The 23,537-nt window shown below is 35.9% G+C and carries 22 protein-coding genes; 1 reads left to right on the top strand and 21 read right to left on the bottom strand.

All coding sequences use genetic code 11. The annotated features are described in order from the left end of the window. Positions 1-149 precede the first annotated feature (149 nt). From EKM64_RS08815 to tyrS, 10 genes are all read right to left on the bottom strand, one after another. A complete protein-coding gene (locus tag EKM64_RS08815; protein WP_125677723.1) occupies positions 150-1,532 on the bottom strand; it encodes a DUF4097 family beta strand repeat-containing protein in 1,383 nt (460 codons plus the stop codon). 1 nt (position 1,533) lies between these two features. Further along, positions 1,534-1,875: a PadR family transcriptional regulator gene (locus tag EKM64_RS08810; RefSeq protein WP_125677721.1), complete on the bottom strand. Its 342-nt coding sequence runs from the start codon at positions 1,873-1,875 to the stop codon at positions 1,534-1,536. A gap of 182 nt (positions 1,876-2,057) precedes the next feature. Next, on the bottom strand, positions 2,058-3,425 hold the full coding sequence (locus EKM64_RS08805; RefSeq protein ID WP_125677719.1) for an NAD-dependent succinate-semialdehyde dehydrogenase: 1,368 nt from the start codon (positions 3,423-3,425) through the stop codon (positions 2,058-2,060). 171 nt (positions 3,426-3,596) lie between these two features. Next, positions 3,597-4,613 carry a quinone-dependent dihydroorotate dehydrogenase gene (locus EKM64_RS08800; RefSeq protein WP_125677717.1) on the bottom strand — a complete coding sequence of 339 codons (1,017 nt, stop codon included), beginning with the start codon at positions 4,611-4,613 and terminating at the stop codon, positions 3,597-3,599. Then, entirely contained in the window at positions 4,613-5,248 is a 636-nt protein-coding gene (gene pyrE / locus EKM64_RS08795) for an orotate phosphoribosyltransferase (RefSeq protein WP_125677715.1), read from the bottom strand. The genes EKM64_RS08800 and pyrE overlap by 1 nt, the downstream gene beginning before the upstream one ends. Continuing rightward, positions 5,248-5,940 (bottom strand): orotidine-5'-phosphate decarboxylase, encoded by a 693-nt coding sequence (pyrF, locus tag EKM64_RS08790; RefSeq protein ID WP_125677713.1) that lies wholly within the window; start codon positions 5,938-5,940, stop codon positions 5,248-5,250. Before pyrF ends, pyrE begins: the two co-directional genes overlap by 1 nt. Before the next feature lie 9 nt (positions 5,941-5,949). Further along, positions 5,950-7,218 carry a dihydroorotase gene (locus tag EKM64_RS08785; RefSeq protein WP_225420990.1) on the bottom strand — a complete coding sequence of 423 codons (1,269 nt, stop codon included), beginning with the start codon at positions 7,216-7,218 and terminating at the stop codon, positions 5,950-5,952. Beyond that, entirely contained in the window at positions 7,175-8,116 is a 942-nt protein-coding gene (locus EKM64_RS08780; protein ID WP_125677711.1) for an aspartate carbamoyltransferase catalytic subunit, read from the bottom strand. Before EKM64_RS08780 ends, EKM64_RS08785 begins: the two co-directional genes overlap by 44 nt. 338 nt (positions 8,117-8,454) lie before the next feature. Further along, on the bottom strand, positions 8,455-9,879 hold the full coding sequence (locus EKM64_RS08775) for a Na+/H+ antiporter NhaC family protein (protein ID WP_125677709.1): 1,425 nt from the start codon (positions 9,877-9,879) through the stop codon (positions 8,455-8,457). A gap of 23 nt (positions 9,880-9,902) precedes the next feature. Further along, on the bottom strand, positions 9,903-11,147 hold the full coding sequence (gene tyrS / locus EKM64_RS08770) for a tyrosine--tRNA ligase (RefSeq protein ID WP_125677707.1): 1,245 nt from the start codon (positions 11,145-11,147) through the stop codon (positions 9,903-9,905). A gap of 405 nt (positions 11,148-11,552) precedes the next feature. Here tyrS and EKM64_RS08765 point away from each other — a divergent pair, with 405 nt between their 5' ends. After that, positions 11,553-12,140, top strand: a complete 588-nt coding sequence (locus tag EKM64_RS08765; protein ID WP_125677705.1) for a histidine phosphatase family protein — start codon at positions 11,553-11,555, stop codon at positions 12,138-12,140. A gap of 18 nt (positions 12,141-12,158) precedes the next feature. Here EKM64_RS08765 and EKM64_RS08760 read toward each other — a convergent pair whose 3' ends face one another. From EKM64_RS08760 to tuf, 11 genes are all read right to left on the bottom strand, one after another. Next, positions 12,159-13,049: a DNA-processing protein DprA gene (locus EKM64_RS08760; protein ID WP_164505347.1), complete on the bottom strand. Its 891-nt coding sequence runs from the start codon at positions 13,047-13,049 to the stop codon at positions 12,159-12,161. A 57-nt stretch (positions 13,050-13,106) separates the two neighbouring features. Continuing rightward, complete coding sequence (locus EKM64_RS08755; protein WP_125677741.1) at positions 13,107-13,397, bottom strand: DUF3781 domain-containing protein; 291 nt, start codon at positions 13,395-13,397, stop codon at positions 13,107-13,109. Between the two features lie 18 nt (positions 13,398-13,415). Beyond that, positions 13,416-14,858: a Fe-S cluster assembly protein SufB gene (sufB, locus tag EKM64_RS08750; RefSeq protein WP_125677701.1), complete on the bottom strand. Its 1,443-nt coding sequence runs from the start codon at positions 14,856-14,858 to the stop codon at positions 13,416-13,418. Positions 14,859-14,870: 12 nt separating this feature from the next. Then, positions 14,871-15,305, bottom strand: coding sequence for a Fe-S cluster assembly sulfur transfer protein SufU (gene sufU / locus EKM64_RS08745; protein WP_125677699.1), 435 nt, complete (start codon positions 15,303-15,305; stop codon positions 14,871-14,873). Further along, positions 15,292-16,527, bottom strand: a complete 1,236-nt coding sequence (locus EKM64_RS08740) for a cysteine desulfurase (protein WP_125677697.1) — start codon at positions 16,525-16,527, stop codon at positions 15,292-15,294. The genes sufU and EKM64_RS08740 overlap by 14 nt, the downstream gene beginning before the upstream one ends. After that, positions 16,514-17,797, bottom strand: a complete 1,284-nt coding sequence (gene sufD, locus EKM64_RS08735; RefSeq protein ID WP_125677695.1) for a Fe-S cluster assembly protein SufD — start codon at positions 17,795-17,797, stop codon at positions 16,514-16,516. Before sufD ends, EKM64_RS08740 begins: the two co-directional genes overlap by 14 nt. Before the next feature lie 11 nt (positions 17,798-17,808). Then, positions 17,809-18,603 carry a Fe-S cluster assembly ATPase SufC gene (gene sufC, locus EKM64_RS08730; RefSeq protein ID WP_125677693.1) on the bottom strand — a complete coding sequence of 265 codons (795 nt, stop codon included), beginning with the start codon at positions 18,601-18,603 and terminating at the stop codon, positions 17,809-17,811. Between the two features lie 143 nt (positions 18,604-18,746). Beyond that, complete coding sequence (gene yihA / locus EKM64_RS08725) at positions 18,747-19,334, bottom strand: ribosome biogenesis GTP-binding protein YihA/YsxC (protein WP_125677691.1); 588 nt, start codon at positions 19,332-19,334, stop codon at positions 18,747-18,749. 66 nt (positions 19,335-19,400) lie between these two features. After that, complete coding sequence (clpX, locus tag EKM64_RS08720; protein WP_125677689.1) at positions 19,401-20,648, bottom strand: ATP-dependent Clp protease ATP-binding subunit ClpX; 1,248 nt, start codon at positions 20,646-20,648, stop codon at positions 19,401-19,403. 156 nt (positions 20,649-20,804) lie between these two features. Next, a complete protein-coding gene (gene tig, locus EKM64_RS08715; protein WP_125677687.1) occupies positions 20,805-22,091 on the bottom strand; it encodes a trigger factor in 1,287 nt (428 codons plus the stop codon). A 204-nt stretch (positions 22,092-22,295) separates the two neighbouring features. Beyond that, a complete protein-coding gene (tuf, locus tag EKM64_RS08710; protein WP_125677685.1) occupies positions 22,296-23,486 on the bottom strand; it encodes an elongation factor Tu in 1,191 nt (396 codons plus the stop codon). Between the last annotated feature and the right edge of the window lie 51 nt (positions 23,487-23,537).

Genomic DNA, 23,537 nt, shown 5'->3' with positions numbered 1-23,537 from the left:
TCTTGTAGAATGATACTAAGGATACGTTTATTTCTTACAAATTACAATATAAAATTAAAATTTTTTTAATTAATTTTAAGTTTACACTCTATTTATCTAATATTTATTCATTTAAAAACGTCCGATAATTTAATATCGGACGTTTTTTTTTAATACAATTTTACAATTCCTGATGATGCTTTACCTTTAATCATATATTGAGGATTATCGCCGACATAACCGGCTTTAAAACTATAAGTATCGTGATCCATGATTGCATTTTCAGGGCTCTTAACAGTGCCGCTCTTAGACTGTAAATCAAAATAATAATTGGTTGGCATCATTGTTAATCTAACAGTTCCACTATTAGATTCAGCATTAATATCACCTGTTAATTCTTCAATACTTAATGAAACTGTTCCTGAATGACTTATCACATAACCACTACCACTCAAATTCTCACCTCGAACTGATCCTGAATGTGCTTTGATCTCAAATTCACGGCCAAGTACATTATTGATCTTGATCGAACCGCTATGAGCTAATAATTGTAGAATATCACCCGCCTTAACATTTTCCATCTTGATTCTTCCGGACTGGGCTTTTACTGAAAGATTTTCAACTGAAACGTTATTAAAATAACCATTCCCACTATTAATAGTGGCCTTGACCGTGTTCAATCCCGAGATACCATTTAGATATAATTGACCGGCAGAATTAGAAATTCTCATATCACCGGAAAAATTACTGGGGATCAGAATTTGAGTTCTTACTTTTAAACTTAAAAATTTAGGAAAACGACCTTGCTTGATTTGCAATGTATCTGATCCAATTGAAGTTCTAGCAAAATAATCTGGATTATTACGTGACATATATTCTCTTAAAATGATTTTATCACCTTCGTTCGGCAACACACGAACAGTTGCAAAACCATATGAGATATCTAAACGCTCCACTTCATCAACATTAAATTCTTGTTCATTAACTAAATTCAAGGTTTCAACATAAACTTCTGTATCGACATTGGTATTAAATTGTTCATCAAATTTCGAGAAGGTATCGCGGACTTTATTTTCATTCTGTTCAAAGTTGATACCGCGACCATCAATAACCATATTTCCGAGTTTAAGCCCATTTTCATCAGCTCTAAAAACTCGACCTTCACTAATAGAAACACCTGAACCGTCCGCCTTGAATGACTTGCCTTTATTAATAAACATCCCACTCTTATCGATTTTTAATTTATCTCCACCATCGACTGTGATACCTGACTGATTGATATCAATATGATGACCCTCGTGATTCTCGTTTTTTTCTTTCTGACCACTTTCATGCACAACATCTTCGATCAAATCCCTAATATCACCAAATTTATTGAAGGCATCTTTAACTGCATATTCAGGTGACATGCCATCTTTAAGATTGTCTTCGGCCGAGGCAATTAAATCCGATTTTAATTCTTCTGCCAATTCGTGGATATCGGCAGTGTGAGGATAGTCCTCAAATATTTCTGATAATTGCTGTTTTACTAATTCTATTATTTTTTCATTCATATTAATTTATCCTTCCAAGAATCAAATCATCGATAACATGCTTGGCGAAATTCCATTCTTTGACATTATTCTTTAAAGTCTCAGTACCTTGTTCAGTGATCTGATAATATTTACGTCTTCCACCTTGGCTCTCATCACCCCAATAACTGGCAATATCACCATTTTTTTCTAAACGTCTAAAAACTGTATAGAGTGTGGCCTCATTAAGCTCATAGGACTCGTGACTCAATTGTTTAATCATCTTAGCTATTTCATATCCATAACTGTCGCCTTGACTAAGAATGTTCAAAACAATCGTAGTTGTATGACCACGAATTATATCTTTCGAAATTATTGGTTTCATAATGTATCTTCCTTTCGATAGATATAATGTAACATCAACTACTATGTGTGTCAAAGTAATTTTCTCAGAATAGTATTTATCTAAACATATGACATAAAAGTTTCCCTCATCAAAAAAAGATCTGTAATCAAAAATCAGATTACAAATCTTATTTAACTTAATACTCGAAAATTCAACATATTCTACTTATATAAAATTGTCTTTTGATTAGTAAACTCTTTAATCCCTAAATCACTTAATTCGCGACCATAACCAGATCTCTTAACTCCGCCAAATGGCACTTCGGCATGAGATAACATTGTCTGATTGATGGCAACCATCCCTGTCTCAATATGGCTGGCTAAATTCTGAGCACGTTCGACATCTTTAGAATAAATTGCCCCACCCAGTCCATATTGAGAACGATTAGCCAATTGAACAGCTTCTACATCATCTTTAACCTTATATACTTGGGCGACAGGTCCAAATAATTCTTGGTCGTACATCGGATTGTCTGCTGTAATTCCAGAAATGATCAGAGGATTAAACATTGATCCTGGTCCCTTAATTGGAGTGTTATCTCCCCAAATAATTTCGGCTCCGCCAGAAATTGCATCATTTACTTGTCCTTGTAACTTTTGTTGAGCAGATTTTGATGACATAGGTGCTAAAGTCGTTTTAAAGTCTAGCGGATCTCCTAACGTTCTTTTAGCAAATTGGGCACTGATACCATCAACAAAATCATCATACAATTTTTGATTGACGATAAAACGTTTTGCCGAAGTACATGCTTGACCAGCATTTCCCAGTCTACCCAAAACTGCGTCATTAACTGCACTTTTTAGATCAGCGTCATCAAGAACCATGAAAACATCGGTTCCACCCAACTCCATAGTTGATTTCTTGAGATTTTTTCCTGACTCAGCAGCAATTTGACTACCAGCTCTTTCTGATCCGGTCAAAGCAACGCCTTGAACTCTCGGATCAGCAATCATCTTGTTAACTTGATCATAATCGGCAAAAATATTTTTGAAGGCTCCAGTTGGAATACCAGCTTTTAAAATAGCTTCTTCAAAAGCCTGTGCAGCTTCAGGAACGATACTTGCATGCTTTAAAATTGTAGGATTACCAACAATATAGTTAGGTGCAAAAACTCGCATGACTTGCATATATGGAAAATTCCATGGCTCAACTGCCATAATGGCACCGATCGAGTTGTATTCAACATAAGCATAATTATTCGGTATCTCATATGGCTGATCTTTTAGTAGACTACTACCATTTCTAGCGTAGTATTCTGCAAATTCAGTTGTTCTCAATACTTCTTGTTTTGCTTCATTAAATAATTTACCCATATTAAGAGACAAAATCTTAGCATAATAATCAATATTAGCGTTCATCTCATCCGCTACTTCTTTGAGCATTTTTTCACGCTCTAAAATAGGTTGATGTTTTGCTTCTAAATAAAATTCATGGGCATTTTTTAATGTAGTTTCAACTTCAGCATCAGTTGCATTAGGAAATTCTCTGATTAACTCTCCATTAAATGGATTAATTGCTTTATAGGCCATAAAATACCTCCTCAAATAGTAACCGATTTCAACATACTTTTTTTAGTAGTTTTTGTCAATTTATAAGATATTTTATACTGCCAATTAATTGAATCACTTCTAGTTAATATCAACATAGACGTAACCTCTAAACCTAGGATTTAAAATAAAAAAAGCCGAACAACGTCGGCATTAAATATTTTCTAATAATTTCTGTTCTGAGAGGTAACGATTGATCCTCTCAATCAATTCTGGACCATTATAGATAAACCCCGAATAGACCTCAACTAAAGTTGCACCTGTATCAAGTGCCAATTTGGCATCCTCCGGTGTGAAGACGCCACCAGAATAAATTATTGGCATATCTGGAAATTCATCATGTAACGTCCTAGTTAAAAACATTGATTGCGCAAAAATAGGTTTCCCACTCAAACCACCTTTTTCGACTTGATTATTTGAAATCAAATTATCACGTTTGACTGAACAATTAGATAGAATAATTCCATCGAGCAAACCATCTAATGCATGCAAGTTAGCAATCAATTCGTCCGTATCAATGTCATTACTGAATTTTCCAAAAATGGGTTCATCAATCTCTAAAGCGGCAATTCCTTCAAGTAGTGGTTTCAAAATGTCTAATTGTTGAAGGACGGTCACACCAACTTGATTAGGACAACTGAGATTCAATGCAATATAATCAGCATATTCGTGAATTTCTTTAACATCATCAATCATTTCGGCAATCATTTGGTCACTCTCTAGACCATGACCTGGTGCAATACTGATACCTAATTTAGTTTGAGCAGGATGATTTTTTAGTCGGCGCTTTGTTTCTTCAATTCCGACGTTATTCAATCCCATACGATTAATGATCCCTTGGTCTTCAGTCAATCTGAAGACACGCTTCTTAGGATTTCCTTCTTGAGGATGCTTCGTAACACTACCGATTTCAACAAAACCGGCACCTAATCCACCTAGGCTATTATAAAATTCGGCTTTTTTATCAAATCCGGCTGCAATACCAATTGGAGAATCAAAAGTTAAGTTCTTGATCTTAACTTGAAGATTTTCTCGCTTACGAGTATAGAATAATTTCTTTAAAATTTGGGGGTGGTCATTAAAAATCTTCAAACCATTTCCAACCAATTTGTGATCTGTTTCTGGGTCAATTGCAAAAATCGCTGGGCGAGCTAATTGATACCAATCCATTATTTGCACCATCCTTCTGGGTCTTGGTACCACTTCTTTAATAGTTCCATATCTTCTTCTTTAACATAATCCTTTTCATTAGCGACATCGATCATCGTTGGATAATTTGTCAGGGTAACTAGTTTAGTATGGACGTTATCAAAATTAGTCTTACTTTCTGGTAAATTGTAAGAAAAAATTGCAACTGTTCCAATAACTTCGGCTCCAGCTTCACGTACTGCTTTTGCGGCTTTCAAAATACTTCCACCAGTGGAAATAAGATCATCGATCAAAACTACTTTATCTCCAACTTTACAGCGACCTTCAATTTGGCTATTTTTACCATGATCCTTAGGTTTTGAACGGACATAATTCAATGGTAAATTCAAAATATTGGCAACTCCAGATGCATGAGGAATACCCGCTGTGGCAACTCCTCCGATAACTTCTACGTCAGGATAGTTATTCTTTATCAATTCGGCCAAGTTTTTGGCAATTTGCCGCCTAAAATTTGGATAGGCAATCGTCAAACGATTATCGGTATAAATTGGAGCTTTGATCCCACTAGCCCAAACAAAAGGCGTTTTGGCATTTAAAGTTATTGCCTTAATTTCTAGTAATTTACTGGCTGTTTGATACGCTACTGAATTTTCCATTATTTACTCCACTCCTGACAAATATTTTGATATGCGACAAAACCATTATCGGCTTGTGTGATCGGTCTTCCGACTACAATAGCATCACTGCCAAGTTTCCTAGCCTCTTTAGGTGTTGCAACACGTTTTTGATCACCAACTTGGGCTGTCTTAGGTCTGATACCCGGTGTAACACAGAGAAAGTCGTCATCAGTTATTTCTTTGATCATCGGAACCTCTAAAGCTGATGAAATAACGCCATCTGCTCCATTATCAAAAGCTAGTTTAGCTAAATGAGTTACATAGTCCTGTGATTTTTGAGGGATCATCAATTCTTCAGCCAGTTCTTTTTGACCTAAAGAAGTCAATTGTGTAACAGCCAGCAACTTTGTTTCCGATCCTTCTAGTCCCTTTTTGGCGGCAGATATCATTTCTGCTCCACCACTTCCATGAACAGTCAACATTTGTACATCCCACTTAGCAATCATTTCACAGGTTCTTTTAACAGTATTAGGAATATCATGCAATTTTAAATCCAAAAATATTTTATATCCTCGATTACGTAAACTTCTCACAAAAGGATAACCAAATTGACAGAACATCTCTAATCCTATCTTCAAAAATAAATCAGTATCCTTGGGAAACTGACTTAAAAATTCAATGCACTCAAAATCATCTGCAAAATCTAATGCTACTATAACTGGCTTTGACATTTTTTCCTCCTAAATTGAATAAACCTCTTGACCCTTTACAAAGGTCTTTTGAATTTGACCATAAACTTCCTGACCGATAAATGGACTATTCATACCTTTAGAAATAAAATCCTCTTTTTTAATTTCAAAAGATTTATTTAGATCAATGATAGTTAAATCGGCATCGGCGCCGATTTTTATTTCTCCAGCAGATAAATTGAATATTTGTGCTGGTTTGTTAGTCATCAACTCCAATAATTGTTCTAAACTCATCAAACTTGTTTTGACAAAACGGCTATACATTAATGGAAATGATGTTTCAATTCCTGTAATACCGAAAGCACTCTTCAAGAATCCTTGATTCTTTTCATTTTCCGCATGCGGAGCATGATCTGTAGCAATCATATCGATAGTTCCATCTAAGAGACCATCTATCAAATCTCTACGGTCATTTTCACTTCTTAGTGGCGGATTCATCTTATAATTAGCATCATCTTTAATGATGTTACTGTCACTAAGCAACAAGTGATGTGGAGTAACTTCACAAGTAACATTGATCCCAGCGTCTTTTGCCATCCTGATCAGCTTAACCCCATCAGCTGTTGAAAGATGACATACATGATAATGAACACCAGTTTCTTTTGCCAAAATCAAATCTCTAGCTAATTGGGATGTTTCAGCTACTCGTTCAATTGCTGGTAATCCGAATTCTTCTGCTACGGGGCCAGCGTTAATGACTCCTTTATTAAAAAGATTTTGATCTTCAACGTGTGCCGCCAAATGACTGTTAACGGCCTTGATACGTAACATTGCGTCAAACATTGTTTTGGCATTATTGATTCCATGACCATCATTTGAAAATGCCATTGCACCAAGTTTCGCTAAATCTTCGATCGGACTCAATTTATCTTCAGTTTCATTCATGGTTACTGGAGCATATTGCAAAGTTTTAATCACTGACTGTTTATTTAATTCCAATTGATTCTTGAAATCATCGACATTATCAGGTACTGGAATGACATTGGGCATAGCGCCAACAGTTGTAAAACCACCATGTGCAGCAGCTTTAGAACCAGTTAATATAGTCTCTTTATGTACTTGCCCAGGTTCTCTGAAATGCACGTGAACATCAACTAATCCTGGTGCCACTAATTTATTGTCCGCATCGATAATCTTATCGGCTCGTTCATTTATTTCGTCAGCAATTTGCGTGATTTTATCATCTTCAATCAAAAGATCACTTTTAATTACTTGTTTAGCGTAAAACAAATTCGCGTTCTTGATCAGGATCGTTGTCAAATTGTTTCCCTCCTAATAAGGATTCGATCATTGCCATTCTCATATAGACGCCGTTTTCCATCTGCTTGAAAATATATGACTTTTCACATTCGACTATATCGTCAGCAATTTCTACTCCTCGATTGATCGGTGCTGGGTGCATGATCATCGTATCCGCCTTCATCATTTCGACTCTTCGCATATCAATACCGAACTCTTTGAAATATTCTTCCTTAGAAAAATTTTGATTCTCATTATCTGCCAAACGTTCATGTTGAACTCTTAACAACATAACAATATCCATTTCTTGGCAAAGCTCATCGACTTCCATATGTGGGCCAATAGCTTTGAATTCGTCGCTGTACCAGCCGTCCAGTCCACCAAAGTTAACCTCTGCTCCAAGATTCGTCAGGGCCTGAGCATCGGAATGTGCCACACGTGAATGCTTTAGATCTCCAATAATACCGACTTTCAATCCTTCAAAATATCCAAATCTTTCATAAATAGTCATTAAATCTAAAAGTGACTGTGAGGGATGTTGTCCAGTACCATCTCCTGCATTGATCAAATGAATCTTCAAACCTTTACCTAATAATTCTTCATAGAATTTATCTTGCTTATGACGAATAACAGCTAAATTTACACCCATGCTCTCGACTGTCTTAACTGTATCATATAATGATTCACCTTTATTGACAGATGAGTGACGAGCGTCAAAATCGATCTGTTTCATGCCTAATTTAGCTTCAGCAACTTGAAAACTAGTGTTAGTTCTCGTGCTGTCTTCAAAAAATAAATTCATTGCAAATTTATCACTGTTATTAGATTTTATCCTTCCCGACTTATAATCCATAGCCAAGTGGATCAGGTCAAAAATCTCTTCATTTGATAGTTGTGACATAGAAAGTATGTTTTTCATTGTTTTCCTCCAATAAAAAAAGACACCGACAGATGCGGTGTCTCAAAGGCAGAAAATGCCACTCAACCTTTGAGACCTCGCTGGATCTGATTAAAAGTTCTTTTTATTTTTTTTAGTAAACAAAAAACTTCCTACCCACAAGGAGAGGAAGTTTACGCGTGGCGTGTTGAACCTTCCAAGCCTCACAGGACTTGTTTAAAAGTTTTCGTTGAAAATAATATAAATTAATTTACCAACAACGTCAAGTGTTTTCAGATTTTATCATCTGACTATTAAGACCAAAAGTTGATTATATCAGGCTGTGTACCGATAAATAATATCTTTTTAATAATTGAATATTATTTAGCATCTAAAACCAGATTTTTAGGAACAACGGTCTTTTTTGAATCAGTTGATTTTAAGTAACTCTTACCAAAGACAAAAGCAAAAATAACCGTTAGAAGTGGATTTAACCACACATAGAAAGCAAATGGAATGAAGTGAACGGGACTAACTCCAAGAATACCAGAAATAAAGATACCACTGACACCCCAAGGTACTAAGGCATTAATATCAGCACCACCACTAGCTAAGACACGTGATAAGTATTGTGGTTCGATACCGAGGTCCTCAAAATTTTTACGGAATGTTGTTCCGGGAAGAATAATAGAAATGTATTGTTCACCAACTAAGAAGTTAACACCAATTGCACTGAGCATTGATGCGGCAATAACTTTACCAGGTGTATTAACACGACTTCTAAGTTTACCGATCAAATTATCAACGACACCGAGTTTTAGTAAAACACCACCAAGTGTTAAGGCGACCAGAATCAATGAAATACTATCAAGCATGCTTGAAACACCACCACCACTGACAATTGCATTGATATGCTTATCTGATGATTTCAAGACAAAACCCTTCATAATAACATTACTGATAGTACTAAATGATGTATGATTTATGAAAACATCCATAATAATGGCTGTCAATGAACCGCTCAAAAGTGTCGGGATAGCAGGTACTTGTAAGAAAGCACATGTGATCAAAACAACAATTGGTAACAACATAATTGGTGAAACGAAGAAATTAGCTTGTAAAGCATTAATAATATTATGAACCGAAGCCATATCTACTTTGGCACTAGTGTGTCCAACAAACAGGAAGATAACTCCTGTAACTATGGCTGAAATCAATGCTGTATGTGAAATCGTCTTGATATGTTTAAAGACATTATCGACACCAGCAATACCAGTTGAAAGGTTAGTTGTTCCCGAAAGCGGAGACATATTATTTCCGAATAAGGAACCAGAAACAATGGAACCAGCGGTTAGAACAGCGTCAATACCCATAACTTGACCAATACCCATGAAAACAATTCCTAAAGTAGAAATGGTTGTAAATGAACTACCTACAATAACTCCAACCAAACAACAACTTACAAATACTGTAAATAAGAAGAAACTAGGATTCAAAATCTCAAGTCCATAAACCATGATCGTTGGAATTACTCCTGAAATCAACCAAGAAGCAACTAAAACTCCAATCATAACGAAAATGATCATTGGGATGATACCAGGTTTAACACCATTGATAATTCCTTCTTGTAACTCATTCCAACTGAAACCACGGAATTTTCCGTAAAACAGTAATAAAGTAAATGTTAACAAAATCGGAACTTGTGGAGTCATTTTAAATTTGATCATCATGGTTCCTAACATGCCAAACATAACTAACATGATAATGATACTTTCTACAAAATTGAGCCTATTTTTCTTTTCCATTTCATCCATCGCCTTAATTAAATTTATTTAATTTTGGCTAAGAAGTACTTTTTCTTTCCACGACGGATAACGATGTATTTGCCATCAAACGAGTCTTTAGGATCGATCATAATTGTTGTATCAGTTAGTCTTTCCCCATTAATTCTAATAGCTCCGTTTTGAATGTCTTCACGTGCTTGACGTTTTGATTTGTCGACATTTGCGGCAATCAATAAGTCGACCAAATTTATCTCATCTGAGGAGATCTCTTCACTTGGTACACCGTGGAAGGCTTGTGCAACTTCATCTGTCGTTAGAGCTTGAATTTCACCTGAGAAGAGTACATCAGTAATTTTTTCTGCTGTTTTAAGAGCTTCTTCTCCGTGAACAAACTTAGTAACTTCTTCTGCCAAAGTTCTTTGTGCAACACGTTCTTCAGGTGCTGTTTTAACTTTTTCTGCTAAAGCTGCGATTTCATCTTGTGTTAAGAAAGTAAATTTCTTAAGAAGATTAATAACGTCTTTGTCATCTTGGTTGAACCAGAATTGATAGAACTCATAAGGAGATGTCTTTTCAGCATCTAACCAAACTGCTCCACCAGCTGTTTTACCAAATTTAGTACCATCAGCTTTAAGTAATAATGGAATTGTCAAAGCATAAACTTTAGCTTCTTGTCCTTCGGCCTTATGAATAAGATCCAATCCAGCTGTAAGGTTACCCCATTGATCACCACCACCAACTTGTAACTGAATATCGTGTTGACGGAAAAGTGTTAGGAAGTCCAATGATTGTAGGATTTGATAGGTAAATTCTGTAAAGGAAATACCTGCTTCCAAACGACTTGAAATAATTTCTTTATTAAGCATAGTATTTACATTAAATAACTTCCCATAATCGCGAAGAAAATCTAAAATACCAATAGGTTCCGTCCAGTCATAGTTATTAACCATTGTGAAGTCCTTGAAAATCTTCTCAGCTTGATTGCTAAGTGCTTCAACATTGTGATTAACTTGGTCCATTGTTTGCATTGGTCGTTCGGCCTTTTTACCACTTGGATCACCGATTGAACCAGTTGCCCCACCAATGACAATATAAGGATGATGACCCGCATCACCAAAACGTTTCAAAGTCATGAATGGTAACAAATGGCCGATATGCATTGAGTCTCCTGTTGGATCCATACCACAATAAAGTGAAATGTCCTTCTCGTCGACTAACTTTCTTAAGCCCTCTTCATCAGATTGTTGGTTGATCAGACCACGCCACGAAAGTTCATCAATAATGTTCATTTAAATATCCTCCTATTATTTTGTCCGGATCACTGGGAATAAAAAAAACGCCCCTGCAATTAATATGCAGGGACGCTTTTTGCGCGGTACCACCCAAAATTCAAATAGAATAATCTATTTGCTCTTTATTCCTGTAACGTCGGACACGAAATTTCAACTAGGTATTTTATCAATTTATCCTGCATGACTCGCACCAACCGTCAATTCTCTGAACACCCAGATAAATGATTACTTCTTGTGAAGCTGAAATTTAATTTATGTATATGATACTAGCAGACAATATAATTTTTGCAAGTAGTTTTCTTAAAAAAATTGTAAATAAATTAAAAAAGGCCTTGTCACTTTTATTAATTCCACAAATCCTTTACAATCTTATAGGTATAAAAAATCATGAGGAAGTTATATATGAAAAAGACTCTATATTTAATGCGACACGGTCAAACTATTTTTAACGAACGAGGAAAAATGCAAGGCTGGTCTGATGCTCCACTAACAGAGCTTGGCTACAATCAAGCTAAAGTAGCAAAAAAATATTATGAAGATAACAACATCACTTTCGATGCTGCCTACTCTTCAACTTCAGAACGTGCAAGTGACACTTTGGAATTGATAACCGACATGCCATACGAACGCCGTAAAGGATTAAAGGAAATGTACTTTGGATTATTTGAGGGTGAAAATACTCGCTTAAATCCGATCAAATCACATTATGAGCTCTTCAATGATGCTTTTGTTCAATATGGTGGTGAAGACATGATAAACGTTCAGAAACGTGTGACAAAAGAATTAAATGACATTATGAACCAAGATGTTAATAACGTCCTAGTAGTAAGTCATTATGTTTCAATCTTGTCTTTCAATAATCAATGGAACGATTCTATTGAAATATTACGAAGTGGATTTACTAATTGCAGTATTTTAAAATATACTTTTGAAGATAATAAATATAATCTTGAGGAAGCCATTAACCACGACTATTCAAACCTCAAATAATAATTAGCCATGTCGAATTTATTCGATATGGTTTTTTTCTTGCTTAATAATATCAGAATAATTCTTTATTGATTTAATTCGAGTATCATTTAAAAAAAATTGATTACCTGATAATTCTAAATGATCGTACATCATCAATAACTTTTCTTGCTCTAGTGCAAAGTTAATCGTATTAGTAGTACCTCCACGCATCCCTGTTTCAGCGACAATCACACCATCGCTCAATGCACTCTGCCATTCATCTCTAGCCGCTAAATTATGTGAGTAGACTTTGGTTCCATTGGGATACGTGGAAACTAACAGTCCTCCATTTGCTAAAATTTCTGCCGCCAATTCTTCATTCTCATAAGGATAGATCGGCATATCTAATCCATTTGCTAAAACAGCAATTGTTTGTCTATGACAATCTACGATTTGCTGTTGAGCCATGGTATCAATGCCTTTGGCAAGGCCACTAACAATAACATGATCATTGGCCAATTCACTGGCTATTTTGGATACCCAAGTCTGACTGACTGTTTTAGGTGTTCTTGTTCCGACAATCGCTAATATTTTTTCTGCTTTTAACAGTCGAAAATTACCTTTTAGGTATAGCAGAACGGGACGATTTGACATATTTTGTAATTTTTTTGGATAATTATCTTCGAAGTAATTTATGATTTGAATATTTTTTTGAAAACTGATTTGTAATCGCTTTAAGGTTATTTCATTGGTCGTTTCCCAAGTTTTATTAGAAATAATCCCCTCATTCAGCAATTTTCTAATTTTAGAAATCTTTGTCGTACTTATTTCCGCAAAATCAAATTTCTTTAAATGCTGTTTTGATTCATTTAAATATCTTATAACAGCCTGGTTACCGATTCCTTTAAATGACAATAAACTCATGATTAAAACAGTTAATTGATCCATATTCAACTCCATTTTTAGTTTGTTAAAGTAAATTTCGCTAAATTTGAACTTTTTTTTCTAAAGAATTGAATCTACTGTTATTAATCTTTTCGTTGATGAATTTATTGTTAATCTGATTTTATATTTCTTATTTCTAACGTAATAATTTTTCCCAATTCTTTCAATAAAACTATTTTCATCAGATAAAATTCCGTTAACTATTTCTTTAATCCTTGATTTAGATAAATCCGTATTTAACTTTTTATTTACTCTAGCAAAAACTAGTTCCGTATAAGTAACATTATCTATCAATTTATCTTCTTTCCACAATAAAAGCCAATACTGAATTTTAGTATTGGCTTTTAACATAATCATTTAATTTAAACTTTAACCAACAGTACCTTCCATCTCATAACTGATAAGGCGGTTCAATTCAACGGCATATTCCATTGGTAATTCCTTAGTAAATGGTTCAACAAATCCCATAATGATCATTTCAGTAGCCTTTTCTTCACTCAAACCACGACTCATTAAGTAATAGAGTTGTTCCTCTGAAACTTTAGAAACCTTAGCCTCATGTTCCATCGAAACGTTCCCATTAAGAATTTGGTTGTACGGTATTGTATCAGAACTAGAATCTTCATCCATGATGATCGTATCACACTCAACGTGAGCCTTTGATCCATCTGAATTTCTTTCAAAACGAACTGTACCACGATAATCTACCGCACCACCATCTTTTGAAATCGATTTTGAAACGATCGAAGATGAAGTATTCTTGGCTGCATGAATCATTCTGGCACCCGCATCTTGATCAACATTGTGCCCTGCAACAGCGATGGACAGCATTGTACCTCTGGCACCCTCACCATCAAGATAAACACTAGGATATTTCATAGTGATCTTAGAACCAAGGTTACCATCGACCCACTCCATTGTGGCATTTTCCATGGCCTGAGCACGTTTTGTCTCAAGACTGTAAACATTATTAGACCAATTTTGAATGGTTGTATAACGTACATATGCGTCTTTCTCGGCAAATACTTCAACGACTGCAGCATGCAAACTGTCAGTTGAATAATTAGGAGCTGTACATCCCTCAACGTATTGAATACTTGATCCTTCATCAGCAATGATCAAAGTTCTTTCAAACTGACCACTATTTTCCGCATTCAAACGGAAATATGACTGAATAGGAGTATCTAATTTTACACCCTTTGGTACATAAATAAACGACCCCCCAGACCAAACGGCACCGTTTAGAGCTGCAAACTTATTATCTTCTGGATGGACTAATTTTCCGAACCATTTTTTAAATAATTCCGGATATTCACGTAAAGCAGTATCTGTATCAGTAAAGATAATGCCAAACTTAGCGAACTCGTCACGCATATTGTGATAGACAACTTCTGACTCATATTGTGCCGATGATCCGGCTAGATATTTTCTTTCGGCCTCTGGAACGCCTAATCGATCAAAAGTGTTTTTCAATTCAGTTGGAACATCGTCCCAATCACGATACTTCTTGTCAGTTGCTTTTTGATAGTAACGCATATGTTCCAAATCTAATCCTGACAAATCAGGACCAAATTTAGGCATTGGCATCTTTTTGTACATTTCATAACATTTCAATCTAAAGTCTAACATCCACTTTGGTTCGTTTTTCTCTTTAGAAATAGCACGAACAACGTCTTCTGTTAGTCCTCTACCAGTTGAAAAAACGGGTTTGACATCATCATGAAAGCCAAAGTCATAGTCATCTTTTAGATCCAATGATTTTACAGAAGAAACAGCTTCTTCATTATTTCTTGTATTTTCAGTTTCTGGCATATTATTCACTTCCTATTTGCTTTGATTAGTCAATGATTTATGTAATGCTTTCCAAGCTAAGGTTGCACATTTGATTCGAGCCGGGAATTTAGAAACTCCTTGCAAAACAGCCGCGTCTTCCAAAACATGAGTATCAACATCTTCACCAATGATCATATCGGAAAAGACTTGTACCATATTGTCAGCATCTTCAACTTTTTTATTGATCACGGCATCCGTCATCATACTGGCCGATGCTTGACTGATCGTACAACCATAGCCACTAAAAGCAGCATCTTTAATAATTCCATCTTCTACTTCAAGTTGTAATTTTAATACATCACCGCAAGTAGGATTTTTTAATTCAATTTCATTAGTAGATTTAGGTAGCTCCCCATGATGATGAGGATTTTCAGAATGATCCAAAATCACTTGACGATAAAGGTTATCCATTTTAGATAGTGACATTTTTAAAGAACTCCTTCGTTGCTTTAATTGCTTCAACTAGTTTGTCAGCATCATCAATAGTGTTGTACAGATAAAAGCTAGCTCTAGCAGTAGCTTTAAGTCCCAAGTATGTCATTAATGGTTGTGCACAATGATGTCCTGCACGAACAGCAACACCCTCCATATCCAAACCAGTTGCCAGATCATGTGGATGTAAACCTTTCAAATTAAACGAGATAACGCCTGTGTGATCCACAGGATCTTGTGGTCCATAAACTATTAAATCATCAATGGCAAGTAACTTAGGCAATACATAGTCAACAATTGCTTGCGTATTTTTTTGAATATTATCTAGGCCGACCGACTCTAAATAATCGATTGCATAACCTAAAGAAATAGCACCGGCAATATTAGGTGTTCCAGCCTCAAATTTCCATGGTAATTCGTTCCACGAACTATCGAATTTATTTACAAACTCGATCATTTCACCACCAAATTCAACTGGAGGCATCTGCTCTAAAAGGTCTTGCTTACCATACAAAACGCCAATTCCACCTTCGGCCATCATCTTATGACCAGAAAAGGCAAAGAAATCACAATCCAAATCATTTACATCAACTGGCATATTAGGAATAGACTGTGCACCATCAACCACTATGGTCGCATGATGAGCATGCGCCATTTCAGCTAATTCTTTAACGGGATTAATGACACCCAAAACATTGGATGCTTGAGTGATCGAGACAATTTTGGTCTTATCTGTAATCTTCTTTTTAGCGTCTTCCATATCAAGTCGGCCATCTTTGGTCAACTCAATATATTTTAAAGTAGCTTTCTTTTTGAGAGCCAATTGTTGCCATGGAACTAGATTACTATGATGCTCCATATAGGAAATGACGATCTCATCACCTTCATGAATATTCTGTTCGCCGTAGCTTTGTGCAACAAGATTTAATGAGTTAGTAGCGCCTTTAGTAAAGATGATCTCTTTAGCGGATTTAGCATTGATAAATTTTCTAACCTTTTCACGTGCAGCCTCAAATTGTTCAGTTGAGCGCTCAGCTAGGGTATGAACACCACGATGCACATTAGCGTAGTCGCTGTAATAAAAATTGACTACTTTAGAAATAACCTCTTTAGGCTTTTGCGTTGTTGCGGCATTGTCCAAATAAACTAAATCCTCATCATTAACTTTTTGATCAAGGATAGGGAAATCTTTTCTCCAAATATTATTGTTGTCCATAGACTAATTTCCTCTCGATCATCTGAGTTAAACTAGCACGCACATCTTTTTCCGGGATCTCAGAAATAACACTACTTAAGAATCCACGAATAACTAATCTTTGTGCAGTTTTTTCATCAATACCGCGACTCATCAAATAATACATTTGATCTTCATTGACACGACCGACACTGGCAGCATGTCCAGCCGTAACATCATTTTCATCGATCAAAAGAATTGGGTTAGCGTCACCACGAGCTTTTCTAGAAAGCATCAGAACACGACTCTCCTGTTGTGCATCAGAACCTCTAGCACCTTTGACAATATGACCAACACCATTAAAGGTAAGTGTTGATTTTTGCAAAATAACTCCGTGTTGAAGGATATGTCCAATTGTATGTTTACCGTAATTAGTAACTTTAGTATCAATACCTTGAACTTGTTCACCAGTTGTAATAGCTACAACTTTGGCTTCTGTATGGGAACCTTCGCCTAATAGATCGGTCCCAAAATCTCCAATAACGTTTCCATCATTCATAAAACCAATGGCCCAATCAAGACGGGCATTGTTACCTGTAATGCCACGGCGATTCAAATAAGTCGTCGTATCTTTTGACAATTGGTCAAGTGCTGAAAAATGTACTCGTGAATTGTCCGCTGCAATTACTTCCACAACAACATTGGCTTTATTTTTATAACCAGAACCTTCAGAAACCAAATTTTCCAAATAAGTTACTTCAGTATCGGCATCGGCAACAATTAAAACATGATGTACAAAGTCACAATCAATTGAATTATCTTGAACAAACATAGCCTGAATGGATTTAGTTATACGTACACCTTTTGGAACATACAAGAATACACCACTATTTAAGAACGCAGCATTCAAGGCAGTCAATTTATTATCAGTCGTTTTAGTAACCTTAGTCATAAAATACTTTTGCATCAATTCAGGATAATCTTTCATAGCTGAAAAAATATCAGTCAGAATAACACCCTTCTTTGATAATTCATCTTCTAAGTTAGTTGAGATAGTTTTATCTCCAACTTGGTAGATATAATTTTCTGCTTGAGGTTTTCTATTAAATTCACTAGTATCCGCGCTTTCGATTGAACCTGGGCGATCCAATCTCCAACTGCGATAATTAATTTTTTCATATTTAGGGAGAGATAATTCTTCGGCTTTTTCCAAACTGTCAAGACGTACTTTCTGATACCAATCTGGTTCGCCTTTAGATTGAGAAAAGGAAGTCACGTCGTCTTTATATTTATCTATTAAATTAGCTCGCATAACTCCTCCTCCTAAATTTCATCCGTTAGTTTAACATCAAGATGTAAGTCGTCACGTAGACCAGCATAACCCTCGTCTTCTAGTTTCTTAGCCAAATCTGGGCCACCGCTCTTAACAATTCTTCCATCCATCATAACGTGTACTTGATCTGGAACGATATAATTCAAAAGTCTTTGATAGTGAGTGATGATCAATGAACCAAAGTTATCACCACGCATTGAGTTAACTCCACGTGAAACAACCTTTAGAGCATCAATATCTAGACCTGAGTCAATTTCATCTAAAATAGCAAATTTTGGTTCAATCATTAGTAATTGTAGAATTTCATTACGTTTCTTTTCACCACCGGAAAAACCTTCATTAAGGTATCTTTCTGACATCTCATCAGTCATATCCAAGATATCTTGTTTGGATTCCAGTTTCTTAATGAAATCCATAACGGGAATTTGATCATCTTTTTCACGGCGTGAATTGATGGCAGCACGCATAAATTCAACATTTGTAACACCAGGGATTTCAGCTGGATATTGCATCGCCAGAAATAGTCCTAAGCGCGCACGTTCATCAACTGGCAATTCCAAGATACTTTTGCCGTCAAGTAAAATATCTCCTTGAGTTACCTTATAAGCTGAATTACCCATAATTGCTTGTGATAAAGTCGACTTACCCGTTCCGTTAGGTCCCATAATCGCGTGGATTTCATTTGTACTCATTGTTAAATTAACGCCTTTTAAGATCTCTTGTCCTTCACCGTTCTCATCGTCAGTTACCGAAACATGTAGATCTTTAATTTCTAAAGTAGACATTCATATCCCTCCATTACTGTTAATGCTTTCATTATAGTATTGTTTCAATTCGAAACCAATATAATTTAATATATTCGATAGTAATAAATTAAATTCCTCACAAATGTGGACAGCAAAAAAGGCCACAACCAATATCTGTGACCTTAATTTACCATTTTTGACTCGATCCAATCCCAAACCTGCTCTTTACCATATTTAGTTTCTGCACTAAACATTTGTATTTCATCAGTTTGATTGATCTGCATTGTCTTCATAATTTGACTACTACTCTTATTCCATTGATTCTTCTTTACTTTATCCATCTTAGTAGAAACGATCAACGTGGGAATATGAAAATAACTAACGTATTGATACATTGATACATCATCTTCACTTGGTACATGACGACCATCAGTTAAAATAATTACACCCTTTAAGACTTCTCTAGTTGTTAAATATTCTTCGATCATGGTACCAAACTCTTCACGTTGCTTCTTAGAGACTTTAGCAAATCCATATCCTGGAACATCAACCAAATAAAGTTGTTCTTCTATATTATAGAAGTTAAGTGTTTGTGTTTTACCTGGAGTACTTGACGTTCTGGCAAAGCTTTTCCGATTAATAAGCGTATTGATCAGTGATGATTTACCCACATTAGAACGCCCTAATAGTGCAATTTCTGGATAACCATCATCTGGATATTGCTTAGAACTAACCGCACTTAAGTTCATTGAAACATTATTTACCTGCATAATTCACCTCAATGCTTTTATTTTAACATATGACATGCAATCAAGAATATAAAAAAAGATTGCCCACTAGGCAACCTCTCCATCTTTTAGAATTAATTCTGGTTCTTTAACTTTACGGACAGCATCTTTAGTTACTTTAACCATTTTGACATCTTTTCTTTCCGGAATATCAAACATTGTATCCAACATTGTTTCCTCAACAATTGAACGCAATCCACGAGCACCAGTATCTCTTTCAATTGACATCTTGGCAATTTCATTTAAGGCACCATCAGTAAATTTCAACTCAACACCATCAAGTGACATTAGTTCTTGATATTGCTTAATAAGGGCATTCTTAGGCTTAGTAAGGATCTGAACCAAATCACTCTCAGTAAGTTTCTCAAGAGCTGTAACGATAGGAATACGACCGATGAATTCTGGAATTATACCAAATTTCATCAAATCCTCAGGAATGATCTGCTGCATCAAACTCTTTTCCTCATCGAGATTAATATCATGCTCAGCACCGAAACCAATTGTCTTATCGCCTAAACGGTTTTTAACAATTTGTTCGATCCCATCAAAGGCACCACCAACGATAAATAGAATGTTAGTAGTATCAATTTGAATAAGCTCCTGTTGGGGATGTTTTCTTCCACCCTGTGGTGGAACACTAGCGATTGTTCCCTCAAGGATTTTAAGCAGTGCTTGTTGAACACCCTCTCCTGAAACATCACGTGTAATAGAAACATTTTCACTCTTCTTTGAAATCTTATCAATTTCATCGATATACACGATCCCGTGTTCAGCCTTTTCAACATCAAAGTCAGCATTTTGCAATAGCTTCAATAAGATATTCTCAACATCTTCACCAACATAACCTGCTTCAGTTAAAGTTGTTGCATCAGCAATAGCAAAAGGTACCTTCAAAATACGAGCAAGAGTTTGAGCAAGGAATGTTTTACCTGAACCAGTTGGTCCAATTAAAGCAATATTACTCTTTTGCAACTCTGTGTCACCATCTTTTGAGTTTTCCATCTTATTAATTCTCTTATAGTGATTGTAAACGGCAACTGATAAAGCACGTTTAGCATCACTTTGACCAATGACATAATCATCAAGGATCTTCTTAATTGCTACTGGTGTAGGGATATTTTCAAGGTCTAATGGTTTGTTTTCATTTAATTCCTCATCAATGATCTCTTTGCAAAGATCGATACATTCATTACAAATATATACGCCTGGTCCTGCAACAATTTTTTGAACTTGATCTTGTGTCTTTCCGCAGAAAGAACAACTGATTGTGCCTGTAGTTTCTGTACTATCAAACATATGCGATTTCTCCTTCAATAGTTCCAATACTTTGAAAGTCTAGCATTGAAGCTGTTAAGAGTAAAGTAATTAGTTTTAAACAAATTTTACCTTAAACTCATATCAATTAATCACCTAAAAAAAAGAAGCCAATAGGCTTCTTCATTCAATAATCAATTATTTTTCTTCAGCTGAATCAACGATAAGTTCGATAGCCTTCTTAGCTGAAATATCATGGGCCAACATATCATCTGTAAGAGCATTTCTAACAGCTTTTTCGTCCATCTTATATTCATCAGAAAGTGACTTAACTTCATCTTTGATTTCATCTTCTGTAGGTTTGATGCCTTCTTTGGCAACAATTGCTTCGATGACAAGATCAGTCTTAACACGTTCTTCGGCGTCAGTTGAGAATTGTTTCTTCATATCATCTTCTGTTGTACCTGTCATTTGATAGTACAACTTAGGATCGATACCTTGACGACGTAAGTTTGATAGATATTGGTTCATTTGGTTAGAAACCTCTGTATCGATCATTGCTTGTGGTACTTCGTCAATCTTGGCATTCTTTACGGCAGCTGAGATAGCTTCTTCTTGAATGTTGTCTTCAGCAGTTTGCTTCTTTTGATCCTTTAATTCGTCATGGATCTTCTTCTTAAGATCATCTAAAGTATCAACATCTTCGTCAACGTCTTTAGCAAAGTCATCATCAAGTTCTGGCAATTCCTTTGTCTTAACTTCATGGATCTTAGTCTTAAAGATAGCCTTCTTACCAGCTAAATCTTTTGCTTGGTAGTCTTCTGGGAATGTTACGTTTACGTCAACATCTTCATCAGCACTGTGACCAATCAATTCGTCTTCAAACCCAGGAATAAATGAACCTGAACCCAATTCAAGTGAATAGTTTTGAGCACTGCCACCATCGAATTCTTTGCCATCAACTGAGCCCGCATAATCAATAACAACTGTGTCGCCCTTTTCAGCTTTACCGTCTTTAAGAACAAGTTCAGCTTGTTGTTTTTGTAATTCTGTAAGACGAGCTTCAACGTCTGTCTTCATAACATTACGCTTTTGCTTCTTAACTTCAAGACCAGTATAGTTACCAAGTTCAACATCTGGTTTAACAGTAATAGTTGCACTGATAGCCCATGGCTCGTCTTTTTCCATTGAGTCAACACTAATTTGTGGTTGGTCAACAGGTTCAACTGAAGCTTCACTAACAGCCTTATCATAAGCTTCTGGTAGAACAGCGTTCAAAGCATCTTCGTACAAAGCTTCTTCTCCGTACATACGGTTAAAAATTTGACGAGGTACTCTACCCTTTCTAAAACCAGGAACGTTTAAGTTTTTCTTTACACGATCAAAAGCAGTATCTAAACCCTTTTTGATAGTATCTTGGTCAATTTCAAATTTTAATTCACCAGTATTTTTTTCTTTTTTTGTAAATTCAGCCTTAGCAGACATTTTATCCCTCCGGTATTTCACGATCTCATACTTTGTAATATTACCTTAAATCAATAATATTGTAAATATTTCACGCTAAATATAGGCTTTTAAGCCATTAGTTCACTATTATAAGATACCTTAAAGCGTTTTCTTTATCAAATATATGATAATAAAAAAGAGCTGAGACGTAGTCTCAACTCTTTTTAGATAGAATCAAAGAGATTAGTCTAAGATATCTGTAACAACACCAGCACCAACAGTACGTCCACCTTCACGAACAGTGAAACGTGTACCTTCTTCAACGGCAACTGGAGCAATCAAGTCAACTTCAAAAGTAACTTGGTCACCAGGCATTACCATCTCAACGCCTTCTGGCAATTCGATAACACCAGTAACGTCAGTAGTATGGAAGTAGAATTGAGGACGGTAGTTTGAGAAGAATGGAGTATGACGTCCACCTTCTTCTTTTGTCATAATATAAACTTCACCCTTGAACTTTGTATGAGTTTTAATTGAACCTGGTTTAGCAAGAACTTGTCCACGTTCAACTTGATCACGGTTAATACCACGAAGAAGAACACCAACGTTATCTCCGGCTTCACCAAGATCCAATGTCTTACGGAACATTTCTAGACCAGTAACAGTTGATTTTGTAGCGTCTTCTTTAAGACCAACAATTTCAACTTCATCACCGACTTTAACTTCACCACGGTCGATACGACCAGAAGCAACAGTACCACGTCCAGTAATTGTAAATACGTCTTCAACAGGCATCATAAATGGCTTGTCTGTTTCACGAACTGGTGTTGGGATATATTCATCAACAACATCAAGTAGTTCTTCAACGTGTTTAATTTCCTCTGGGTCACCTTCAAGAGCCTTCAAAGCTGATCCACGAACGATAGGTGTATCGTCACCAGGATAATCGTATTCTGAAAGTAATTCACGTACTTCCATCTCTACTAAGTCAACAAGTTCGTCATCATCAACAAGGTCTGTCTTGTTTAGGAATACAACGATGTATTCAACACCAACTTGGCGAGCCAAAAGGATGTGTTCACGAGTTTGTGGCATAGGACCATCAGTTGCAGCAACAACAAGGATGGCACCATCCATTTGTGCAGCACCTGTGATCATGTTCTTAACGTAATCAGCATGTCCTGGAGCATCAATATGTGCATAGTGACGCTTTTCAGTTTCATACTCAACGTGAGCAGTGTTGATAGTAATCCCACGTTCTTTTTCTTCTGGAGCTTTATCAATATCAGCGTAATCTTCAGCTTTAGCTAAACCTTTGTCAGCCAAAACCTTTGTAATTGCGGCTGTTAATGTTGTCTTACCGTGGTCAACGTGACCAATTGTCCCAATATTTACATGGGGCTTTGTTCTCTCATAATGTTCTTTTTCTGCCATTACAAAGAATCCTCCTAAAATTTCATTTCATAAGATTAATCCAAAGAAAAT

Source organism: Companilactobacillus keshanensis (genome assembly GCF_003946205.1).
GTDB classification, from domain to species: Bacteria; Bacillota; Bacilli; order Lactobacillales; family Lactobacillaceae; genus Companilactobacillus; species Companilactobacillus keshanensis.
Note: the sequence above shows the minus strand (reverse complement) of the source record. Positions and strands in the feature narration are given on the sequence as shown.